Origin of the sequence: Streptomyces sp. NPDC096013 (assembly GCF_044763565.1) — a bacterium.
GTDB lineage: Bacteria > Actinomycetota > Actinomycetes > Streptomycetales > Streptomycetaceae > Streptomyces.
In genome coordinates, this window is record NZ_JBIWGK010000006.1 from 244,925 (window position 1) to 266,109 (window position 21,185).

General features: G+C 68.2%; 18 protein-coding genes. 10 read left to right on the forward strand and 8 right to left on the reverse strand.

All coding sequences use genetic code 11. The features are described from left to right. Positions 1-99: 99 nt before the first annotated feature. Positions 100-2,106 (reverse strand): chromosomal replication initiator protein DnaA, encoded by a 2,007-nt coding sequence (gene dnaA, locus ACIRB1_RS21945; protein ID WP_403466649.1) that lies wholly within the window; start codon positions 2,104-2,106, stop codon positions 100-102. Between the two features lie 398 nt (positions 2,107-2,504). On the opposite strand from dnaA, the gene rpmH reads away from it, so the two are divergent. The 9 genes from rpmH to ACIRB1_RS21990 all read left to right on the forward strand — a co-directional run bounded on the left by rpmH (position 2,505) and on the right by ACIRB1_RS21990 (position 9,539). After that, a complete protein-coding gene (gene rpmH, locus ACIRB1_RS21950; protein WP_006381191.1) occupies positions 2,505-2,642 on the forward strand; it encodes a 50S ribosomal protein L34 in 138 nt (45 codons plus the stop codon). Positions 2,643-2,663: 21 nt separating this feature from the next. Further along, the gene (gene rnpA / locus ACIRB1_RS21955) at positions 2,664-3,035 is read left to right on the forward strand and encodes a ribonuclease P protein component (RefSeq protein ID WP_266770423.1); all 372 of its coding nucleotides are present in this window, start codon (positions 2,664-2,666) and stop codon (positions 3,033-3,035) included. Further along, on the forward strand, positions 3,032-3,385 hold the full coding sequence (gene yidD / locus ACIRB1_RS21960) for a membrane protein insertion efficiency factor YidD (RefSeq protein WP_019073355.1): 354 nt from the start codon (positions 3,032-3,034) through the stop codon (positions 3,383-3,385). The genes rnpA and yidD overlap by 4 nt, the downstream gene beginning before the upstream one ends. Before the next feature lie 3 nt (positions 3,386-3,388). Continuing rightward, complete coding sequence (yidC, locus tag ACIRB1_RS21965; RefSeq protein ID WP_403466650.1) at positions 3,389-4,687, forward strand: membrane protein insertase YidC; 1,299 nt, start codon at positions 3,389-3,391, stop codon at positions 4,685-4,687. Between the two features lie 15 nt (positions 4,688-4,702). Next, complete coding sequence (locus tag ACIRB1_RS21970) at positions 4,703-5,215, forward strand: R3H domain-containing nucleic acid-binding protein (RefSeq protein WP_352179852.1); 513 nt, start codon at positions 4,703-4,705, stop codon at positions 5,213-5,215. Between the two features lie 135 nt (positions 5,216-5,350). After that, positions 5,351-6,067 (forward strand): 16S rRNA (guanine(527)-N(7))-methyltransferase RsmG, encoded by a 717-nt coding sequence (gene rsmG, locus ACIRB1_RS21975; protein WP_403466652.1) that lies wholly within the window; start codon positions 5,351-5,353, stop codon positions 6,065-6,067. A 364-nt stretch (positions 6,068-6,431) separates the two neighbouring features. Beyond that, a complete protein-coding gene (locus ACIRB1_RS21980; RefSeq protein ID WP_266776587.1) occupies positions 6,432-7,505 on the forward strand; it encodes a ParA family protein in 1,074 nt (357 codons plus the stop codon). Then, entirely contained in the window at positions 7,502-8,593 is a 1,092-nt protein-coding gene (locus tag ACIRB1_RS21985; protein WP_352179850.1) for a ParB/RepB/Spo0J family partition protein, read from the forward strand. Before ACIRB1_RS21980 ends, ACIRB1_RS21985 begins: the two co-directional genes overlap by 4 nt. A 328-nt stretch (positions 8,594-8,921) precedes the next feature. Then, positions 8,922-9,539: a GNAT family N-acetyltransferase gene (locus tag ACIRB1_RS21990; protein WP_352179849.1), complete on the forward strand. Its 618-nt coding sequence runs from the start codon at positions 8,922-8,924 to the stop codon at positions 9,537-9,539. 75 nt (positions 9,540-9,614) lie between these two features. Here the strand turns inward: ACIRB1_RS21990 and trxA are convergent, their stop codons facing one another. From trxA to ACIRB1_RS22025, 7 genes are all read right to left on the reverse strand, one after another. Further along, complete coding sequence (trxA, locus tag ACIRB1_RS21995) at positions 9,615-9,947, reverse strand: thioredoxin (protein WP_352179848.1); 333 nt, start codon at positions 9,945-9,947, stop codon at positions 9,615-9,617. Positions 9,948-10,000: 53 nt separating this feature from the next. Continuing rightward, positions 10,001-10,969, reverse strand: a complete 969-nt coding sequence (gene trxB / locus ACIRB1_RS22000) for a thioredoxin-disulfide reductase (RefSeq protein WP_403466653.1) — start codon at positions 10,967-10,969, stop codon at positions 10,001-10,003. Between the two features lie 184 nt (positions 10,970-11,153). Continuing rightward, positions 11,154-12,152 (reverse strand): anti-sigma factor family protein, encoded by a 999-nt coding sequence (locus ACIRB1_RS22005; protein WP_403466654.1) that lies wholly within the window; start codon positions 12,150-12,152, stop codon positions 11,154-11,156. Beyond that, positions 12,149-12,874, reverse strand: coding sequence for an RNA polymerase sigma factor SigM (sigM, locus tag ACIRB1_RS22010; protein ID WP_352179845.1), 726 nt, complete (start codon positions 12,872-12,874; stop codon positions 12,149-12,151). The genes ACIRB1_RS22005 and sigM overlap by 4 nt, the downstream gene beginning before the upstream one ends. A 26-nt stretch (positions 12,875-12,900) precedes the next feature. Next, a complete protein-coding gene (locus ACIRB1_RS22015) occupies positions 12,901-14,616 on the reverse strand; it encodes a protein kinase family protein (protein WP_403466655.1) in 1,716 nt (571 codons plus the stop codon). A gap of 118 nt (positions 14,617-14,734) precedes the next feature. Then, a complete protein-coding gene (gene murJ, locus ACIRB1_RS22020) occupies positions 14,735-16,975 on the reverse strand; it encodes a murein biosynthesis integral membrane protein MurJ (protein ID WP_403466656.1) in 2,241 nt (746 codons plus the stop codon). A 46-nt stretch (positions 16,976-17,021) separates the two neighbouring features. Further along, the gene (locus ACIRB1_RS22025) at positions 17,022-19,424 is read right to left on the reverse strand and encodes a DUF6049 family protein (protein WP_403466657.1); all 2,403 of its coding nucleotides are present in this window, start codon (positions 19,422-19,424) and stop codon (positions 17,022-17,024) included. A 284-nt stretch (positions 19,425-19,708) separates the two neighbouring features. On the opposite strand from ACIRB1_RS22025, the gene ACIRB1_RS22030 reads away from it, so the two are divergent. After that, positions 19,709-21,151, forward strand: coding sequence for a CCA tRNA nucleotidyltransferase (locus tag ACIRB1_RS22030; protein WP_403466658.1), 1,443 nt, complete (start codon positions 19,709-19,711; stop codon positions 21,149-21,151). The last annotated feature ends 34 nt before the right edge of the window (positions 21,152-21,185 follow it).

Below are 21,185 nucleotides of genomic sequence, written 5' to 3' on the forward strand. Positions count from 1 at the left end.
CCGCCTTCGGCACGACGAAGGGCGCCCCGGAGAGATCCCGGGGCGCCCTCGGTGCCGTAGCGCTGGTGTTTTGGCGCTGGTGTCGTAGCCCTGCGGCCGTCAGCCGTTCTTGATGCGGTTGGTCAGTTCGGTGACCTGGTTGTAGATCGAGCGGCGCTCGGCCATCAGGGCGCGGATCTTGCGGTCGGCGTGCATGACCGTGGTGTGGTCGCGGCCGCCGAACTGCGCGCCGATCTTCGGCAGGGAGAGGTCGGTCAGTTCGCGGCACACGTACATGGCGATCTGGCGGGCCGTCACCAGCTGGCGGCCGCGTGAACTGCCGCACAGGTCCTCGACGGTGATGCCGAAGTAGTCGGCGGTCGCTCCCATGATCGCCGTCGCGGTGATCTCCGGTGTGGAGTCCTCTCCGCCGGGGATGAGGTCCTTGAGGACGATCTCGGTGAGACCGAGGTCGACCGGCTGCCGGTTGAGCGACGCGAACGCCGTCACCCGGATCAGCGCCCCCTCCAGCTCGCGGATGTTGCGCGAGATGCGGGAGGCGATGAACTCCAGGACCTCCGGCGGGGCGTTGAGCTGCTCCTGCACGGCCTTCTTGCGAAGGATGGCGATACGGGTCTCCAGCTCGGGCGGCTGGACGTCGGTGATCAGTCCCCACTCGAAACGGTTCCGCAGCCGGTCCTCCAGCGTGACCAGCTGTTTGGGCGGCCGGTCGCTGGAGAGCACGATCTGCTTGTTCGCGTTGTGGAGCGTGTTGAAGGTGTGGAAGAACTCCTCCTGCGTCGACTCCTTGTCCGCGAGGAACTGGATGTCGTCGACAAGAAGGATGTCCATCTCGCGGTACCGCTTGCGGAAGCTGTCGCCCTTGCCGTCGCGGATCGAGTTGATGAACTCGTTGGTGAACTCCTCGGAGCTGACGTACCGCACGCGCGTGCCGGGGTACAGGCTCCGCGCGTAGTGCCCGATCGCGTGCAGCAGGTGCGTCTTGCCAAGCCCCGACTCCCCATAGATGAAAAGGGGGTTGTACGCCTTCGCGGGCGCCTCGGCGACGGCGACCGCCGCCGCGTGCGCGAAGCGGTTCGAGGCACCGATGACGAACGTGTCGAAGAGGTACTTGGGGTTCAGGCGCGCGGTCGGCTCCCCCGGACCGGCCGCGGGTGCCGGCTTCGAGCCCAGCGGTCCCGGCGAACCCGGACCGCCGCGGTGCACATGCCCGGAGCCGGAGGGCGCGTGCGAGTCCGACAGGTCGCGGCGCGCGTCGCGCTGGTTGTACTCCGCGCGGGACTGCTCGTACTCGGCCCGCGACTGCTCGTACTCCGCGCGCTGCTGCTCGTACGACGGACGCTCCATCGACTGCGGGCGGTACTCCTGCCCGGGCGGCGCGTACTGGTCCTGCTGCGGCTGGTACGAGTCCTGGGGCGGGCCGTACTTGTCCTTCGCCTGCGACCCGTACTGGTCCTTCGGCGGTGCCCCGTACTGGTCACGGTCACGGTCGCGGTCCCGGTCCTGGGACGGCGAGCCGTACTGGTCCCGGTCCTGGGGCCCGTACTGGTCCTGCGGCGGCGACGCGTACGGGTCCCGCTCGGGGAAGCCGAGGCGCTGCTGCTGCCAGCCGTAGTCGTCCTGCGTCGGCCGCGGCCAGGCGCCCGGCTCGGGGCGCTGGTACTCCGACGGGTAGGCGGGACGCGCGGTGGGCAGCTGGTCGCCCGGGCCGCCCGGGAGCGGGTCGGCGCGGTGGCGGCCGTAGCCCTCATAGGGGTCGCGGCTCTGTTCGGGCTCTTCGTAGCGCCGCTGGGGCGGCGCGGGGGGTGCCGACGGGCCGGAGGGTTCGCCGGCGGAGTCGTCGACGGTGATCGCGATCCGGATCGGCCGGCCGCACTCGCGGCTCAGCGTCTCGCTGACGATCGGGGCGAGGCGGCCCTCGAGCACGCCTTTCGCAAACTCGTTCGGTACGGCGAGCAAGGCTGTGTCGGCGACGAGTGCCAGGGGCTGGCAGCGCCGGATCCAGTGCTCGTCCTTGGTCTCGACACCCTGCCCACGCCCCTCACCGAGAAGTTGCTCCAGCACTCGTGGCCACACTGCGGCAAGATCGGCAGGTACGTCAGCCACAGGGCACGCTCTCTCACAGGTCCCACGAACGTGTGGTTCGCGGACGGGACGGGATGTAAATCGGGTGGGACGCTGGGGAAAAAGGTGTCGGGGCGGGGGACAAAGGAACGAATCGGAGTCCAGCCACGGTAGTCAGGGCGACGGGTGCGGTTCAAGTTGTTGTCCCCAGCCTGTGGATAGTGTCTCCTCGCGGCCGCTGGTTTGACCGGATGGCGTAGCCCCGCGTACCGTGACCAGGTCGAGTTGTCGATGGCTGCTGCCGCCTGCCTCCGATGGGCACAGATCGCATGTGGGTGATCGGTCAGCGGTGCACTCGGGCGTAACTGCGAGCTTTCGTGGGCGCACGGTGACAGCCAGGACGGCACCCGCAACCACCGATTTATTTCTGGAGCCCCCTCGTGAGCAAGCGCACCTTCCAGCCGAACAACCGTCGTCGGGCCAAGACCCACGGCTTCCGCCTGCGGATGCGTACCCGTGCCGGTCGCGCGATTCTCGCGAACCGTCGTGGCAAGGGTCGCGCAAGCCTGTCCGCCTGATCCCGATCAGGTCATGACGTCGTGCTGCCTACCGAGCATCGGCTGAGGCGGCGCGAAGACTTCGCGACCGCGGTACGACGGGGTCGCCGGGCCGGCCGCCCGCTTCTCGTCGTCCACTTTCGTAGCGGTGCCACGGACCCGCACGCGCCAGGGGAGAGCGCTCCCCCGACGCGTGCGGGTTTCGTCGTCAGCAAGGCGGTGGGCGGCGCCGTGGTACGCAACAAGGTGAAGCGCAGACTTCGCCATCTGATGCGCGAGCGAGTCGCCCTGTTTCCCCCCGGTAGCCTGGTAGTCGTACGAGCGCTGCCCGGAGCGGGCGACGCCGACCATGCACAGCTGGCCCGAGACCTGGATGCCGCCGTTCAGCGGCTGCTGGGAGGGGGCGCGCGATGAAGTACCCGCTACTGGCACTGATCAAGCTCTACCAGTGGACGATCAGTCCACTGCTGGGGCCGGTGTGCAAGTACTACCCGTCGTGCTCCCACTACGGCTACACGGCCATAGACCGGCACGGCGCGATCAAGGGCACCGCGCTCACGGCCTGGCGCATCCTGCGGTGCAATCCGTGGTCGCTCGGCGGTGTGGACCATGTCCCACCGCGCAAGCGTCCCCGGTGGCACGAGATGCTGCGCGGCGCACGGCGCGCAGACAAGGGCGGGACCTCCGCCGCCGAAACGGCCACTGAAGGGCTGAGTCCTTCGAGCCCGGCCGCAGAGACACCGTCCCATGCCCAAGGAGCATGATTAGTGGACACGATTGCCAGTCTTTTCAGCTTCATCACGACACCCGTTTCTTGGGTCATCGTCCAGTTCCACTCGGTGTACGGGAAGGTTTTCGGTCCCGACACGGGCTGGGCCTGGGGCCTGTCCATCGTGTCCCTGGTGATCCTGATCCGCATCTGTCTGATCCCGCTCTTCGTGAAGCAGATCAAGGCGACCCGGGCCATGCAGACCCTGCAGCCCGAGATGAAGAAGATCCAGGAACGCTACAAGAACGACAAGCAGCGTCAGTCCGAAGAGATGATGAAGCTGTACAAGGAGTCGGGTACCAACCCGCTCTCCTCGTGCCTTCCCATCCTGGCGCAGTCCCCGTTCTTCTTCGCCCTGTACCACGTGCTCAACGGCATCGCGACGGGCTCGACGATCGGCGTCATCAACGACTCGCTGCTCGCCAGCGCGCGTAAGGCGCACATCTTCGGCGCTCCGCTCGCCGCGAAGTTCACGGACGGCAGCAGCAAGGTCGAGGCGCTCGGCGCCACGCTGACCGACGTCCGGGTCGTCACCGCGATCATGATCGTGATGATGTCGGCGTCGCAGTTCTACACGCAGCGCCAGCTGATGACGAAGAACGTCGACACCACGGTGAAGACCCCGTTCATGCAGCAGCAGAAGATGCTGATGTACGTCTTCCCGGTCATGTTCGCCATCTTCGGCATCAACTTCCCCGTCGGTGTCCTCGTCTACTGGCTGACCACCAACGTGTGGACCATGGGCCAGCAGATGTACGTCATCCGCAACAACCCGACCCCGGGTTCCAAGGCTCAGGCCGCCTACCTGGAGCGCCTCACCAAGCACGTCACGCACCACGAGAAGACCCGCAGCCGTGGCGAGCGTGCCATCGTCAAGGCGATCGTCGCCAAGGGCCGTGACCGCAACGAGTTCGAGCGCAAGTTCATCAACAGCCTGACCAAGGCGGGCCTGGTCGCCCAGGCCGACGGCAACGTGGCGAAGGGCGAGGCCACGGCGGTGGAGACCGAGGACGGTACGCCGACCACGGCCACCCCCAGGCGCCAGCAGCCCAAGCGGCAGACCAAGGCCCAGCGCCAGTCCGCCGCCGCGAAGGCCGCCGACGACAGTGCTGAGAACGCGGCCGACGACGCCGACGAGCCGAAGACCTCGCTGAGCAAGTCGGACGAGCCCGAGGACGCCAAGCCCGCCACCGCTGCGAAGAAGCCCACGCCGAAGCCGGCCGGCGGTACCCGCAGCAAGGCCCAGTCCGGACAGCGCAAGGGTCCGCAGCGGCCCAAGTCCCCGTCCAAGAAGTAAGAAGGAGTCCATCCCGTGACGGAAGGCACCACCTCCGCCGCTGCCGAGGGTGCAGACACCCTGTCCCGCCTGGAGCAGGAGGGCGAGATCGCGGCGGACTACCTCGAGGGTCTGCTGGATATCGCCGATCTCGACGGCGATATCGACATGGACGTCGAGGCCGACCGCGCCGCTGTCTCGATCATCAGCGACAGCGGCGGCCGAGACCTGCAGAAGCTCGTCGGCCGTGACGGTGAGGTGCTGGAGGCACTTCAGGAGCTCACCCGCCTGGCCGTGCACCGGGAGACCGGGGACCGCAGCCGCCTGATGCTGGACATCGCGGGCTACCGCGCCAAGAAGCGCACCGAGCTCTCCGAGCTGGGCGCCAAGGCCGCGGCCGACGTGAAGAACAGCGGCGAGCCGGTGAAGCTGAACCCGATGACCCCGTTCGAGCGCAAGGTCGTGCACGACGCGGTCAAGGCCGCGGGACTGCGCAGTGAGTCGGAGGGCGAGGAGCCGCAGCGCTTCGTCGTCGTGCTTCCCGCCTGATCGGTCCCCGCGTAGTACCGGCCCCGTCTGTTGAGCAGACGGGGCCGAACTTTGTCAGCCTGATAGTCCTGTAGTTCTGGTGGTCCTGATGGTCAGCGCCCAATGCGCTTTTGCGGTACGGAAGGAAGGTCCCCCGTGACGGAGGCAGCGGAGCTTCCCCCCGCGCCCGAGCAGGCGCGTGAGGTGTTCGGCGATCGCTTCGAGGATGCGGTCCGGTACGCCGAGTTGCTCGCCGACGCGGGTGTGCAGCGCGGCCTGATCGGCCCACGTGAGGTGCCCCGCCTGTGGGAACGGCACCTGCTGAACTGCGCGGTCCTCTCGGAGGTCGTGCCCGACGGAGTGACGGTCTGCGACGTCGGCTCCGGCGCCGGCCTTCCGGGCATTCCCCTGGCCTTGGTCCGCGAGGACATCAAGATCACCCTGCTCGAACCGCTGCTCCGCCGCACGAACTTCCTCACCGAGGTCGTCGAACTCCTCGGCCTCGACCACGTCACCGTCGTGCGTGGCCGTGCCGAGGAGGTCATGGGCAAGCTGCACCCGGTCCACGTGGTGACGGCCCGGGCCGTGGCTCCCCTGGAGCGACTGGCCACGTGGGGCATCCCCTTGCTGCGTCCCTACGGCGAGATGCTCGCCCTCAAAGGGGACACGGCCGAGGAGGAGCTCAAGAGCGCGGCGACCGTGCTCAGCAAGCTCGGCGCCGTGGAGACGTCCATCCTGCAGGTCGGCGAGGGCATCGTCGATCCGCTGTCCACGGTGGTCCGTGTCGAGGTCGGGGAGAGCCCCGGAGGAGTGCGTTTCGCGGCCAAGCGGGCCAAGGCTGCTCGCACGGGGCGTACGCGTCGGCGTCGTTGAGGATGTCTCAGCGCCTGGGGCGGGTCGGTCTCAGAGCTTGCGGCATGTGGGTCTCAGCGTTTGGGGCGGGTCGGTCTCAGCGCTGAGGCATCTCGCCGATCCGTCCTGACGACGAGACTTACTCCACACAAGCTGCCAAAACTACGCATGCCGGAGTGTCGCGACAGTTCGGCCTCGGTGGCTGTGCATCGTGTTTCACGTGAAACGTCGCTCACTGCTGCACGGCATCATCGGTCGCACCCGTGCTGCGGCCGAACCCCGCGACCGGAAGCCTCTCGGATCACTCGGAGAGGGCACGGAGTTGTCCACAGAGGTGGAATTCTCCACAGAACCCCAGGCCTCACTGGTTCACGACCCTGAAGACATGGGAGGCTCTGTTCATTGCGAGCCTGAAGTCGAGGAGAGTGAATCCTTGCGGTCCGACGCCAACATCGCGGGACCGATGACCGATCCGGTCCCCGGTCCCCGTACCGAGTCGATGGGGGAGGATGTTTCACGTGAAACACCGCCCCCTATGGACGACACTCCCATCGGTCGTGCTGCCCAACTGGCGGTGGAAGCCCTAGGTCGTGCCGGCGAGGGCCTGCCACGTCCTGAGCAGACCCGCATCATGGTCGTCGCCAACCAGAAGGGCGGGGTGGGCAAGACGACGACGACCGTCAATCTTGCTGCTTCGCTGGCACTCCACGGCGCCCGTGTTCTGGTGGTCGACCTCGACCCTCAGGGCAATGCGTCCACGGCACTGGGGATCGACCACCACGCGGAAGTCCCTTCCATCTATGACGTGTTGGTCGACAGCAGACCTCTCTCCGAGGTTGTGCAGCCGGTCCCCGATGTCGAGGGTCTCTTCTGTGCCCCCGCCACGATCGATCTCGCCGGTGCGGAGATCGAGCTGGTGTCTCTGGTGGCCCGGGAGAGCAGACTCCAGCGGGCAATTCAGGCCTACGAACAGCCGCTGGACTACATCCTCATCGACTGTCCGCCCTCGCTCGGCCTGCTGACGGTCAATGCGTTGGTCGCCGGCGCGGAAGTTCTCATCCCGATCCAGTGCGAGTACTACGCGCTGGAAGGCCTCGGACAGTTGCTCCGCAACGTCGACCTGGTCCGGGGGCACCTCAACCCCAACCTGCATGTGTCGACCATCCTGCTCACCATGTACGACGGCCGGACGCGTCTGGCGTCCCAGGTCGCGGACGAGGTGCGCAGTCACTTCGGCGACGAGGTGCTGCGGACGAGCATTCCCCGCTCGGTCCGTATCTCCGAGGCGCCGAGTTATGGGCAGACGGTACTGACCTACGATCCCGGATCGAGCGGTGCCCTCTCCTACTTTGAGGCAGCAAGGGAAATCGCACTGAAGGGTGTGGGCGTCAGCTACGACGCGACACACGCGCACATCGGCGCTCAGAGCGACCAGAGCATGGTGGAGGGCATCCAGTGAGCGAGCGACGGAGGGGTTTGGGCCGTGGGCTCGGCGCACTGATCCCCGCAGCCCCGACCGGGGAGAAGACGGTGGCTCCGGCTGCCATGGGTTCCGCGTCCCCGACGGCGGTTCCGGTCATCACCGGCGACCGAGGGGTGGCCGCAGCGAAGGTCACCACGCTGCCGCCGGTTTCCTACGACATGGAGGAGCCGTCGACGAACGGCGCCGTGGAGACGTTCTCGCCTCCCATCGGTGCCCACTTCGCCGAGCTGCCCCTCGACTCCATCACACCGAACTCACGCCAGCCGCGTGAGGTCTTCGACGAGGACGCGCTCCAGGAGCTCGTCACCTCCATCAAGGAGGTCGGCCTTCTCCAGCCCGTCGTCGTGCGGCAGATCGGCCCGGCCAGCTACGAGCTCATCATGGGCGAGCGGCGTTGGCGGGCGTGCCGTGAGGCGGGCCTGGAGGCGATCCCTGCGATCGTGCGGGCCACGGACGACGAGAAGCTTCTCCTGGACGCCCTCCTGGAGAACCTCCACCGCGCCCAGCTGAACCCGCTCGAAGAGGCGGCTGCCTACGACCAGTTGCTGAAGGACTTCAACTGCACGCACGACCAGTTGGCGGACCGCATCGGTCGTTCCCGCCCGCAGGTCTCCAACACCCTGCGTCTGCTGAAGCTCTCGCCGGCGGTCCAGCGCCGTGTCGCCGCCGGAGTCCTCTCCGCCGGCCACGCCCGGGCCCTGCTCTCCGTCGACGACTCCGAGGAGCAGGACCGGCTGGCTCACCGGATCGTGGCCGAGGGGCTGTCGGTGCGTGCCGTCGAGGAGATCGTGACCCTCATGGGTTCGCGGCCCCAGACGGCTCAGCGTTCCAAGGGACCGCGGGCCGGTGCCCTGGTCTCCCCGGCGCTGTCAGATCTCGCCACGCGCCTCTCCGATCGCTTCGAGACCCGGGTGAAGGTGGACCTGGGCCAGAAGAAGGGCAAGATCACTGTCGAGTTCGCCTCGATGGAGGACCTGGAACGCATCCTCGGTTCATTGGCTCCGGGCGAGGGGCCGGTCCTCCAGCGGAGCCTGCTGGACGACGAGACGGAGGACGAGGCCTGAGCCCTCTTGCCTACGGCAGGGGTTCTGTCCGTCCGAGCAGAAGAGCGGGCCGTGTCCGGTGTGTACCGGAACGCGGCCCGCTCTTTGCTTTCTGTCGGTATCGATGGAATCGCATCATGGATACGATGCGATTCGGGTATGGCGCATCCACCTGGCAGCACCTTTTAGGGGAGGCGGGGGCCATGCGAACGGTGAGCCGCACCGGACTGGTGAGCGCGGGTCTGGGCCTGGGGGCGGTCGGCGGGTTCGTCGGCAGTCTGCTCAGGCAACGTAGCGCTATGACAGCCGCCCGCGACGCTGCGGGCGAAGGAAGCGAGGATCAGCCTTCATGGGGCGTCGGCTCGTACCGCTCACGCTGGACAACCTCCCGGACATTCCCAACCGTTGTCGGTCGTGTGTCTTCTGGGAGCTGGACCCCGTCCGCGGCCAAGCCGCGGTAAAGGCAGACACGGCAGCGCTGGAGAAGGAAGGCTGGATCTCCGCGGTCCTCCTGGACTGGGGCTCCTGCGGTCGGATCGTCTACGTCGACGACGTACCGGTGGGCTTCGTTCTCTACGCGCCCCCCGCCTACGTCCCCCGCTCGACGGCGTTTCCCACGAGCCCCGTGTCACCGGACGCCGTGCAGCTGATGACGTCGTTCATCATGCCGGGATACCAGGGGCAGGGACTGGGACGGGTCATGGTCCAGACGGTCGCCAAGGATCTGCTGCGGCGGGGCTTCAAGGCGATAGAGGCCTTCGGGGATGCCCACGGGAAAGAGACCGCCTGCGTACTGCCGGCCGACCATCTGCTCGCCGTGGGCTTCAAGACGGTTCGCCAGCACCCCGCCTACCCACGGCTGCGGCTGGAGCTGCGTACGACGCTCTCCTGGAAGGAAGACGTGGAGCTGGCGCTCGACCGGCTGCTGGGGGCCGTACAGAAGGAACCAGCGCTTCGACCGCTCTAAAGCAAATGGGCCGACTCAGGGGAGTCGGCCCATTTATGTTTCACGTGAAACACGGACACGGTTTCACGTGAAACATCACTCGGAGATGAAGTCCTCAAGGTCACGAACGATCGCGGCCTTCGGCTTGGCGCCGACGATGGTCTTGGCGACCTCGCCACCCTGGTAGACGTTCAGCGTCGGGATGGACATGACGCCGTACCGGGCAGCCGTTTCCGGGTTCTCGTCGATGTTGAGCTTGACGATCTCGATCTTGTCGCCATGCTCGGCGGCGATGGCTTCGAGGGACGGAGCGATCTGGCGGCACGGACCGCACCAGGAAGCCCAGAAGTCCACCAGGACGGGCTTGTCGCTCTTGAGGACGTCCTCGTCGAAGGAAGCGTCGGTCACATTCTTCAGAGTGCCGGCCACGGCGGGCTCCTTAACTTGATCGTGCGGTGGGGAGGATGGGGGTCAGACGGGGGTCAGACGGTGGTCTTCGCGGGCTCTGCATTCGCCTCGTCCGCGAGGGCGGCGAGGAAACGCTCGGCGTCCAGAGCGGCGGAGCAGCCCGTGCCGGCAGCGGTGATCGCCTGGCGGTAGGTGTGGTCGACGACGTCACCGGCGCCGAAGACACCGGTCAGGTTGGTGCGGGTCGAGGGTGCCTCGACCTTGAGGTAGCCCTCTCCGTCCAACTCCAGCTGGCCCTTGAAGAGTTCCGTGCGGGGGTCGTGGCCGATCGCGATGAACAGGCCTGTCACCGCCAGGTCGGAGATTTCCCCGGTCTTCAGGTTGCGCAGCTTGAGGCCGGCGAGCTTCGGGTCGCCCTCGATCTCGGCGACTTCGCTGTCCCAGACGAACTTGATCTTCGGGTCGGCGAAGGCGCGTTCCTGCATCGCCTTGGAGGCGCGCAGGCTGTCCCGGCGGTGGACGATCGTCACGGACTTGGCGAAGCGGGAGAGGAAGGTCGCCTCCTCCATGGCCGTGTCACCGCCACCGATGACGGCGATGTCCTGGTCCTTGAAGAAGAACCCGTCACAGGTCGCACACCAGGACACACCCCGGCCGGAGAGCGCGTCCTCGTTCGGCAGGCCCAGCTTGCGGTGCTGGGAGCCGGTGGTGACGATGACCGCCTTCGCCTGGTGCACGGTGCCCGAGGTGTCCGTGACGGTCTTGATCTCACCGGTCAGGTCGACGGAGACCACGTCGTCCGGGATCAGCTCGGCGCCGAAGCGCTCGGCCTGGGCGCGCATGTTGTCCATGAGCTCGGGGCCCATGATGCCGTCCTGGAAGCCCGGGAAGTTCTCGACCTCGGTGGTGTTGATCAGCGCGCCACCAGCGGTGACGGCACCTTCGAACACCAGCGGCTTCAGCGACGCGCGCGCGGTGTAGAGCGCCGCCGTGTAGCCGGCGGGCCCGGAGCCGATGATGATCACGTTTCGGACGTCGCTCACGGCTTGGTTCCTCGTCTCTGGACTGCGTCAGTACGACCGGTGGGAGCCCCTCTCAGAGCCTCCACCCCACCCAACGGATCCTACGGGGCCCGCATTCCCGCTGTGTCCGGGCACACGGAGAGGGCACATGGAGAGGACGTACGCCAAGGAGGTACCACGCAGGCCGGAGACGAGACGTCCGGAATCAGGAACGTGGGTACGACTGCGTCAGAAGGACCTTGCCAGGAGTCGACGTGTGGTGGCTCACGCAGGTCGCGTCCACGACGTATGCCGTGACCCGGTTGCTGTCAGAGGCGTCGGGCAGCACCGCGAGGTAGGCGGCGAAGCCGTTGTAGGTGCCTTCCTTGAAGCCGAGGACATCTGCGTTGCCACGATTGATGCCTTGCCGGATGCAGTCCGGGACGGAGGTGGAGGGCTCGATCAGGGTTTTGGGAGTCTTGCTGGACGGCTCCGTGTTGGTCCCCGGGTCGGACGCGGCGTTCCAGGGCTTCATGCTGCCCGTGCTTCCGGTGCCCTGGTTCGTGGCTGCCTTGGTGGCGAGGAGATCCGATACCACCGTCTCCAGCTTCCCCTTGGAGAAGGTGTCCGCGGAACTGGTCGCGTTCCCCTGAGCCGTGTCCGATGACTTGTGGTCACCCAGGGACTGGATGAAGAGAGAGCCGGCTCCCAGAACGGCCGCGGTGAACACGGCTCCCAGAACGATTCGCCCACGACGTCCACTGCGGCTCCGGTCCTTGCGGTCCTTCCGCTCCTTGCGTCCGGGGCCGGTCGTCGCGCGTGAGTGTCCGGACGGACGGGCGGCCGCCGTCGTAGGCGATGTTTCACGTGAAACATGCGTCTCGGTGTGCTCGCCGTCCCCGCCGATCTCGTCCGACGTGTCTTGAGACCCGCCCACCAACGTCGGAGTGGCAAGGGACTCGGGGGCGGTGGCACCCAGCAGTGCCTCGGCGGCGAGGGCCGCGTCGATACGACCCGCGATCTCGACGGGCATACGCGGTGGGCCGGGCAGACTGCCCAGCAGACCCCGGATCTCCTCCAGTGAGTCGTGGACGTCCGCGCAGAGTTCGCACGCATCCAGGTGCCGTCGTACCTCTGCCGTCCTGGACGGGGAGAGAAGGCCTTCGGTGAGGTCGGAGATCTCTGTGACATCCGGGTGCTCGGTCGTGTCTGTCGTGGATGTCACGCTCGCCCACCTCCGCCCTTCACAGCAGCTGAATCGCTCGGCCCTGCATCCTTGGCACCCGCTTCTCGGGGTCCCGCTGCCGGTGGGACGGATGTCCCCTGCGCCCGGTTCCGTCCCGCGCCCGGTTCCTTGCCGTCACCGGCTCTTTCCGGCCGGAGATGGGTGAGGAGGGGCAGCAGTCTGGCTCTTCCGCGTGCGCAGCGGCTCTTCACCGTGCCGGTCGGCACGTCGAGGATGCGGGCGGCTTCCGCGACGGGGTAGCCCTGCATGTCCACGAGGACGAGTGCGGCGCGCTGGTCGGGCGGGAGAGTGCCCAGAGCTTCCAGCAATTGGCGGTGCAGGTCGTTGCGTTCCGCGGGAGCCGACGCCGACTCGTGCGGTTCCAGGAGCTGTTCCAGGCGTTCGGTGTCGTCGACCGGGGAGGTCTTCCTGGAGGCGGCCTTGCGGGCGCGGTCCAGGCATGCGTTCACCGTGATCCGGTGCAACCACGTTGTGACGGCCGACTGGCCGCGGAAGGTGTGGGCGGCCCGGTAGGCGGAGACGAGGGCGTCCTGGACGGCGTCAGCGGCCTCCTCGCGGTCCCCCAGGGTGCGCAGGGCCACGGCCCAGAGCCGGTCCCGGTGTCGCCGGACGATCTCACCGAAGGCGTCGGGGTCGCCTTCGACATGGCGGGCGAGCAGATCCTGATCGCTCGTCCCGTCGTACCCGGCGCCCTCCGCCATCGGACCCCCTCCCCCTCCGGTGAGCGTCAGCCCGTGAACTTCACGTCGGTGATGGCCTGCTTGTAGCCGGCGTCGCTGTACTGGTCGCTCGCCGCGTGCGGCAGAGCGGTGAGCCAGACGAGAACGTACCGGCTCTTCACCTGCTTGGTGACCTTCACCGAGGCGCTGGTCCCGGTCGTCGTGGCGCTGCCGATTTGCGTCATGGAGTCCAGCGAGGAGGGCGACAGCGAGTCGGCCGCGTAGAGATTCACCGTGGTGTGATCGCCGCTGTAGTAGAGCCCTATGGTCGCCGCGGAGACGGTCTGGGACGAACCGAGGTCATAGACGATGCCCACGCCCGGCTTGTACGGCGCGAGCACCGGGCCTCCTATGAAGCTGGAGGTCCGCCAGTACGTCGACGTGTTGCCGTCGTAGGTCTTGTCGACGTCGTTCGGGTGCTGGGCGCCGCCCTTGGCCACGAACTCCTGGGCGCCCTGGATCGCGAGTGTCCTGACCGGCTTGGTCTTGTCGCCGGTCTTGTCGTTCCCGTCCGTCGTCTGGGTCTGCTTCGTGTCCTCGGACTTGTTGCCCTGGTCCATGAGCGCGTCGGCGAGCTGCCAACTGCCCAGGCCCAGTGCGGCGATCAGCAGCGCGGACACGGCCCACTTGAGGGCCTTGCCGGTGCGGCTCTGCAACGGGGGCGGCGGGGACGGCACGGGCTGGGCGGCACCGGGATGCGTTGACGGGCGCCCGTACGCGCCCTGCTGGTACGTCGTGCGCTGGTAGTCGGGCGGTGCGGCGAACGTGGGCTCCGGCGGGCGGATGCGGGGCATCTCGCCGATCGCCTTCACCAGTTCCTCCGGCGTGGTGCACGCCGCCTCGTGCCGGGAGGCCGTGGCGCCGTCGTTGGCGAGCGCGCGCATGGCGAGCTCCGACAGACCGCGGTGGACACCCGCACGCACCTGGTCGGGGGCGATCAGACCGACACCCTTGGGCAGCCCGGAGAGGCCGTAGGCGTCGCTCTCGTACGGCCAGCGCTGGGTGAGCGCGGCGTACAGCAGGGCGCCGATCGCCTCGGTGTCGGTGCGCTGCGGGGTGTCCGAACTGATGCCTCGCAGCGCGGCGTTGACGGCCAGTCCGCGAATGCGCCACTGGCCGGACGAGGTGCGCAGCACGGCGTTCGGGTTCAGCCGGAGATGGGCGAGGCCCTCGCGGTGCGCGGCGGCCATGGCCGAGGCGATCTGGCTGACCATCTGGTAGGCGTCATGCACCTCCAGCGGGCCCGGCGCCAGAAGCGTCGTCAGTTCCGTGGCGTCGGGCAGCCATTCGTGGACGACGTAGACGAGATCGTTCTCCTCCACCGCGTCCAGGACCTGGACGAAGCGGGGGTCGCCCAGCAGCGCCGAGGAACGGGCCGCGGCCAGCACGGAACGGGCTCGCGCGTGGTCCGCGGGCAGGATGTGGACGCCGACGGCACGGCGGAGTTTTTCGTCCACCGCGCGCCAACTGCTGAAGCCGTCCAGACGGGTGACGCACTCTTCGAGGCGATAGCGTCTGGCGAGCTTGTGACCGCTGTGCAATTCGGGAGGCGAGGCCTTCACGGTTTCCTCGATCCCGCCGCTCCCCTGTGCCTGATCGCTTTCCGTGTCCCGCTCCGGGTTCTGGGCCACCCCGTCGGCCGTGGACTGGTCCGCCTTGGCGGTCAGCGGCTTGTCGCCGCTGTTGTCTGCCACGTCGACGGCAGCCGTGCTCCGTTCCGCCACCGTCGCTCCTGCCTCCCCATCCGTTGCACGCTGTTCGACGCCGAAACCAATTGTGCCCACAGTCTGCCGCTATGCACGACACGCAGCGACAGACGATGGTTGTGCGAGTGCCCCCGCCTCAACGTCCCAAGCGCCCGCGCACCATGCCGACGAGGGAGTTGAGTTCCTCGATGCGCATGCGGCGGGCCGCGACGTAGAAGATTCCGAGCAGTACGGCCCCACCCACCACGAGCGACGCGAACGAGCCGACGACGCCTTGGCCGAGCGTATGGCCGATTCCGTAGCAGGCCGCACCACTGAGCAGTGCGGCCGGCACGGAGGCGATGCTGAGCCGTGCGTACGTCCGCAGCACCCGAGCGCCGTCCAGGTCGCCGTTCAGCCGCTTGCGCAGCCGGTTCCAGGCGACACCGACACCGATCGCGTACGCGAGGCCGTACGAGGCGGCCATGCCCACCACGGCCCAGCGGGCCGGGAGGACGAAGTAACAGACCGCAGAGGCGCCCGCGTTGACCCCGGCCACGATGACGGTGTTGTAGAAGGGCGTCCGGGTGTCCTCGTAGGCGTAGAAGGCACGCAGGACGACGTACTGCACGGAGTACGGGATCAGGCCGAGGGCGAAGGCCATCAGCATGAAGCCCATGTTGGTCGCCGAACTCGTACCCGAGGAGCCGAAGATCAGGGTGCACATCGGGATGCCGAGGGCGAGCAGGCCGAAGGCGATCGGCACGATCGCCACGGCGGTCGTGCGCAGTCCCTGGGAGATGTCGTCGCGGACGGCGCCTCCGTCGTTCTCCGCCGCCGAGCGCGAGATGCGCGGCAGCAGGGCGGCCATCAGGGAGACGGTGATGATCGCCTGCGGGAGGCCCCAGATGAGCTGCGCGTTGGCGTAGGCGGCGAAGCCGGTGCCGTCGACGGGCGAGGCCTTGCCCGCGGCGGTGGAGAGTTGGGACACGACGATCGCGCCGGCCTGGTTGGCGAGGACGAAGAGGACGGTCCACTTGGCGAGTGTCGCGGCCTTGCCGAGGCCATGGCCGCGCCAGTCGAAGCGCAGCCGCAGCCGGAACCCGGTCTCCCGCAGATACGGGATCATCGCGAGCGCCTGGACGACGAGGCCGAGCAGCACACCGATGCCGAGCAGCCGCTGACCCTCCGGCGGGATGTTCGTGACCTTCATCCCGGAGTTCGCGGAGGTGCCGTACACCCAGATGAACATGCCGAGCGTCACGATGATGACGATGTTGTTGAGGACCGGGGTCCACATCATCGCGCCGAACTTGCCGCGGGCGTTCAGGATCTGGCCCATCACGACGTGGACGCCCATGAAGAAGATCGAGGGCAGGAAGTAGCGGACGAAGGTGACGGCCACCTCGTTGGCCGCCGGGTCGCTGGCCACCGAGTCGGACAGCAGCCGGATCAGGAAGGGTGCCGCGAAGACCGCGAGCGCGGTGAGCGCGCCCAACGAGACCATGACGAGGGTCAGCAGCCGGTTGGCGAACGCCTCACCGCCGTCGTCGTCCTCCTTCATGGCGCGCACGAGCTGCGGCACGAAGACGGAGTTCAGACCGCCGCCCACGGTCAGGATGTAGATCATCGTCGGCAGCTGATAGGCGACCTGGAAGGTGTCGCCGAGCATGCCGACACCCAGCGCCGAGACGATCAGCGCGGAGCGGACGAAGCCGGTCAGGCGGGAGACCATCGTGCCCGCCGCCATCACGGCGCTCGACTTCAGCAGGCCGGTGGCCTTCCCGCCCTTGGTGGGAGCGGCCGCGGGCGCCGGCGCCGTAGGGGTGAGCTGCATCGTGGCGTCGGACATCGCGGGCGGGGGCGTCTGGCCCGAGGGAGGTGCCGGGGACGGGCCGGGGACCCCCGGGGGGTCCATCTGCGGTCGTCCACCGCCCTGGCCCTGGTCCCGGAAGAGGTGAGCGAACGCGTCCGGCTCGTGGTACTCCTCGCTGGCTCCGGTCACCAGGTCGTCCACCCCCACGAACTGGGTCGTACGGGCGTCGTCGCCGTACGGCAGGTACTGGGTGGGGCCCTCCGGCTCGGGCGCCGGGGTCTGCGCCCACACGCGGGGGTCGGGAGCGTACGGGGACTGGGGCGGCTGGGCGTAGAGCGGGGGCTGCGGCTGGTAGGTGCCCGAAGGCGGCGGGGGGTGTGCGGCACGGTCGTAGAGCGCCTCGGCGACCGGGTCCTGGGCGGAGAGGTCCTGCGCCCGGTAGGGGTCCTGGTCGTAGGCATCCTGGAGGTACATGTCCGCGGGGGGCTGCGGCGGCACCTGGCCGTGTTCGGGGGGCGGACCCTCGGGGTAGCCCGAGCTGCCCGCGCCCTGACCGCGGTCACCGTCGTACGGCGCGTTCATGGTTACCCCACCTCATCGTCCCCGGGCCCACCGGCCACGACATCGCTCAACGGTCCACTCTCTCACCCGTGCCGGACGGGTCGGCGCTTTCCGGTGCGGTGTCCGGTGTCGGGTCACTCGGGTGCTCCGGGTCGTCTGCCCGGGACGGAGTGCCGGACTCCTCCTGGAGACGGTCCTGGGGGCCTTCGGGGTTCTCCGGGCCGTCGGGTTCCGGGTCCGTGCCGTCCTCGGGCCCGTCGGGGCCCTCCTGGTCGGCCTGGCGGGCCACGGCGCGCTTGCGGTGCGTGTACATCCGGAAGCCGGCGAGAACGAGGAGCAGGACGCCGCCGCCGATGACCAGCATGACGGTGGCCGTGACCTCGGTGACCTTCACGTCGAACCTGACGGCCTGTCCGTACTCCTGGCCGTCCTCCGTGTACAGCTGGGCGATCACCTCCACCTTGCCGTTGGCGTTGGCCGACGTGGTGAACTTCACCGACTGGCTGTGCCCGCCGTTGACCGTGACCCGCTGCTCCGTGTACGCCTTGCCGCCGATGTTCAGGCGCGTGGGGCTCGTCGAGGTGAGCCGCAGGACCAGGTGGTCGACGCCCTGCACCAGGTTGTTCTGCACGGTCACGGGGATCGTGGCGCTACGGCCCGAGAGCTTGGTCTCGGACTTGTCGATCAGTTTCACCTGATCGGTGAGGTCGTCGAGATAGCCCAGCACGCCCTGGCGGAAGTTCGACGCCTCGCCCGCCTGACCACGCCACGACGTGGACATCTCACGGTTCATGGCCCGCCCGAAGGGGGTCACCACCCGCGACTCGTCGGTGAGGATCACCCGGAAGTTGTCGAGCTTGTCCTGGGTGGTCGCGATCTCCTCGAACGCCGACTTCGGCAGCTCCTGCCGGCGCAGCGAGGAGGGGTACGAGGAGGACGAGGGGATTCTCGTGGTGGCGCTCGGGTCGGGCTTGGCCTTGGCCGTCGCGGCGAGGTCCTGCGACTCGCTCCAGTTGCTGCTCTGGAGGGTCGTCAGCGCCTCGGCCATCGTCTGGGCCTGGCTCGCGGTCGGCATGCGCTGCGGGGCGACGACGATGCTGCGCTGCTTGTCCGTCTGGAGGTCGAGGGCCAGGCTCTGGGCGAGGAACTGCTGCTCGGCGAGCGTGGCGGCTCCGGCCTTCGTCAGGTCGCCCTCGAAGGCCGTCGAGAGCCGGGCATCGGCGACCACCGCCGTCGTACCGCCGCCGACGGGGCGGGGGGCCGAGGGCGTGTACGACAGGCCGCCGGTCTCCTGGAGGCTGTCGCTGCGGGCGATCACCTTGTCGGCGCCCGCCGAGGTGGCGACCTTGATGATCGACGGGTCAACGGCTCCGCTCACCGGCCATGCGAAGTCCGTGTTCGGCGTCACGTGCAGCACCGTCTCCACGGTGCTCGCGGCGACGTCGGTGGCGTCCTTGAGGTGGCTCAGCGAGCCGGTGACGCTCGTGCCGTTGTGGGCGAGGGAGGCCAGGTCCGGGTCGGCGAAGGGGAGGGCGACGACCTCCTTGTCCGCCACGGCCGACTGCAACTCGGCGAGCCACGTCTTGGCGGCCGCCTGGTGCGTGCCCGTCGTGGTGGTGCCGCCGTCTCCCTGGATCTTGTAGCTGTGAGTCATCGCGTCGACCGAGGCCAGCAGGTCCGGGTCGATCACCCAGGTGACGTCGAGATCCTTGCCGAGCGACAGCATCTGGTCGAGGCGTCCGCCCGGGGAGATCTCCTTGGCGAGGTCGCCGTTGAGGAAGACCGGCGTCTGCTGCTCGTTGGAACCCGTCTGCGCCGTCATGTGGACACCGGAGATGAGCGGCCACAGATAGGTCGTCTTCGTCTTCGTGCCGGCGTCGTCGGGCTGCCACGGCAGGAACGTGCGCTGGATGCCCAGCACCTGCTCCCAGGGCTGCGCGGAGGTCTGGCCGGAGAGCGCGACACCGAGCGGGTAGACGCCGTCGTCACCGAGATCCAGCTTGTCGACCGGCACGGAGAGGGTGAAGGGTTCGGCGACGCCCGGAGTGAGCTTGGAGAACTTCTCGCTGTACTTGTCGTCGATCTCCGAGCCGTCGATGCCCTGGATGTAGTCGGTGCGCTTGGCGACGGTGTCGATCGCCGAGCGGGTGCTCAGCGCCTGTCCGAGGCGCAGGCCCACATGGGCGTCGGTGACCGTCTGCTTGCTGTTGTTGGTCACCGTCCCGGAGACGGTCAGCGTGTCCCCGTCCGTGGGGACGCTGGGGCTGAGCGTGTCCAGGGAGACGGACACCGACTGCGAGCCGGAGGCCGCTTGCGCGGACGTCTGCTCGGCCGCGCCGGCGGGCGCGACGGCGGACAGCTGAAGGAGGCCGGCCAGCAGAGGCGCCCCGGCGAGCAGTGTGCCGGTGCGCCGCAACCACCGGCGGGCAGGTGAGGGAATCGTCCCCTGGAAGTCTGCCGCCTCGGCCACGCGCTCGCCCGTCCCTCGTCATCGTCAGTGGTCGTCGCAATGTGCGTCCACGCATGGTAACGATGCCCGCTGAGGGGAAGTGCCGCGGACTGGTCCACAAGATCGGAGAACGGCGGCAGACCGTCCCGTATGTGCCCGTATAAAGGGAGCAATCTCGTACGTCGCAAGGGCAGCGCTTGTGCGGGTATCAGGGGACGTGTCCGTGCCCGCTTGATGGAGCCGTGGATGGTGCCCGGGTTAATGGAGACGCCCGCGGTGGCCGGGGCCACGTAACCTTTTCTGTTGTGCCGAACGCCAACGAAGACAACCCCAGTGCCCTGAGCCAGGTGCAGCACCGCGCGGTGAGCGAGCTGCTGCGGGTGGCTCCCGTCGCCGACGACCTCGCCCGCCGCTTCCAGGAGGCCGGGTTCTCTCTCGCCCTGGTCGGCGGCTCGGTCCGGGACGCGCTGCTCGAGCGGCTCGGCAACGACCTGGACTTCACGACGGACGCACGTCCCGAGGACGTACTGAAGATCGTCCGGCCGTGGGCGGACGCCGTGTGGGAGGTCGGGATCGCCTTCGGCACCGTCGGGGTGCAGAAGGACGGCTTCCAGATCGAGGTCACCACCTACCGGTCCGAGGCGTACGACCGGACCTCGCGCAAGCCCGAGGTGTCGTACGGCGACTCCATCGAGCAGGACCTCGTCCGGCGGGACTTCACGGTGAACGCGATGGCCGTCGCACTCCCGGAGAAGGTGTTCATCGATCCGCACGGCGGCCTCGACGACCTTGCCGCCCGGGTACTGCGGACCCCGGGCACCCCCGAGGCGTCCTTCTCCGACGACCCTCTGCGGATGATGCGGGCGGCACGCTTCGCCGCGCAGCTCGACTTCGAGGTCGCGCCCGAGGTCGTCGCAGCGATGACGGAGATGTCCGGGCGGATCGAGATCGTCTCGGCCGAGCGGGTGCGGGACGAGCTGAACAAGCTGATCCTCTCCGCGAACCCCCGCAAGGGCCTGACCCTGCTCGTCGACACCGGACTCGCCGACCACGTCCTGCCCGAGCTTCCGGCCCTCCGCCTGGAGAGCGACGAGCACCACCGGCACAAGGACGTCTACGAACACACGCTGATCGTTCTGGAGCAGGCGATCGAACTGGAGGAGAACGGTCCCGACCTGACCCTTCGCCTGGCCGCCCTGCTGCACGACATCGGCAAGCCGCGCACCCGACGCTTCGAGAACGACGGCCGGGTCTCGTTCCACCACCACGAGGTGGTCGGCGCGAAGATGACCAAGAAGCGGATGCTGGCGCTGAAGTACTCGAACGAGCTGGTGAAGGACGTCTCACGTCTCGTCGAACTCCACCTGCGGTTCCACGGCTACGGCACCGGCGAGTGGACCGACTCGGCCGTCCGCCGCTACGTCCGTGACGCCGGCCCGCTCCTCGACCGCCTCCACAAGCTGACCCGCTCGGACTGCACCACACGGAACAAACGCAGGGCCGCCGCGCTGTCCCGTGCGTACGACGGCCTGGAGGAGCGCATCGCCCAGTTGCAGGAGCAGGAGGAGCTGGACTCGATCCGTCCCGACCTCGACGGCAACCAGATCATGGAGATCCTGGGCGTCACACCCGGGCCGGTCATCGGCCGTGCGTACAAGTTCCTGCTGGAACTGCGGCTGGAGAATGGGCCGATGGAGCATGAGGCTGCGGTGGCCGCGCTCAAGGAGTGGTGGGCCGCAGAGGGCTGAGGCTGCGAAACGGGGTCATGTTTCACGTGAAACA

What these genes read in the sequence shown, in the direction of transcription:
- yidD (WP_019073355.1), top strand. Translation starts at nt 3,032, where the DNA reads ATGAAGTACCCGCTACTGGCACTGATCAAGCTCTACCAGTGGACGATC.
- ACIRB1_RS21980 (WP_266776587.1), top strand. Translation starts at nt 6,432, where the DNA reads ATGGGAGGCTCTGTTCATTGCGAGCCTGAAGTCGAGGAGAGTGAATCC.
- murJ (WP_403466656.1), bottom strand. Translation starts at nt 16,975, where the DNA reads ATGAACGCGCCGTACGACGGTGACCGCGGTCAGGGCGCGGGCAGCTCG.
- sigM (WP_352179845.1), bottom strand. Translation starts at nt 12,874, where the DNA reads ATGGCGGAGGGCGCCGGGTACGACGGGACGAGCGATCAGGATCTGCTC.
- ACIRB1_RS21990 (WP_352179849.1), top strand. Translation starts at nt 8,922, where the DNA reads ATGGGGCGTCGGCTCGTACCGCTCACGCTGGACAACCTCCCGGACATT.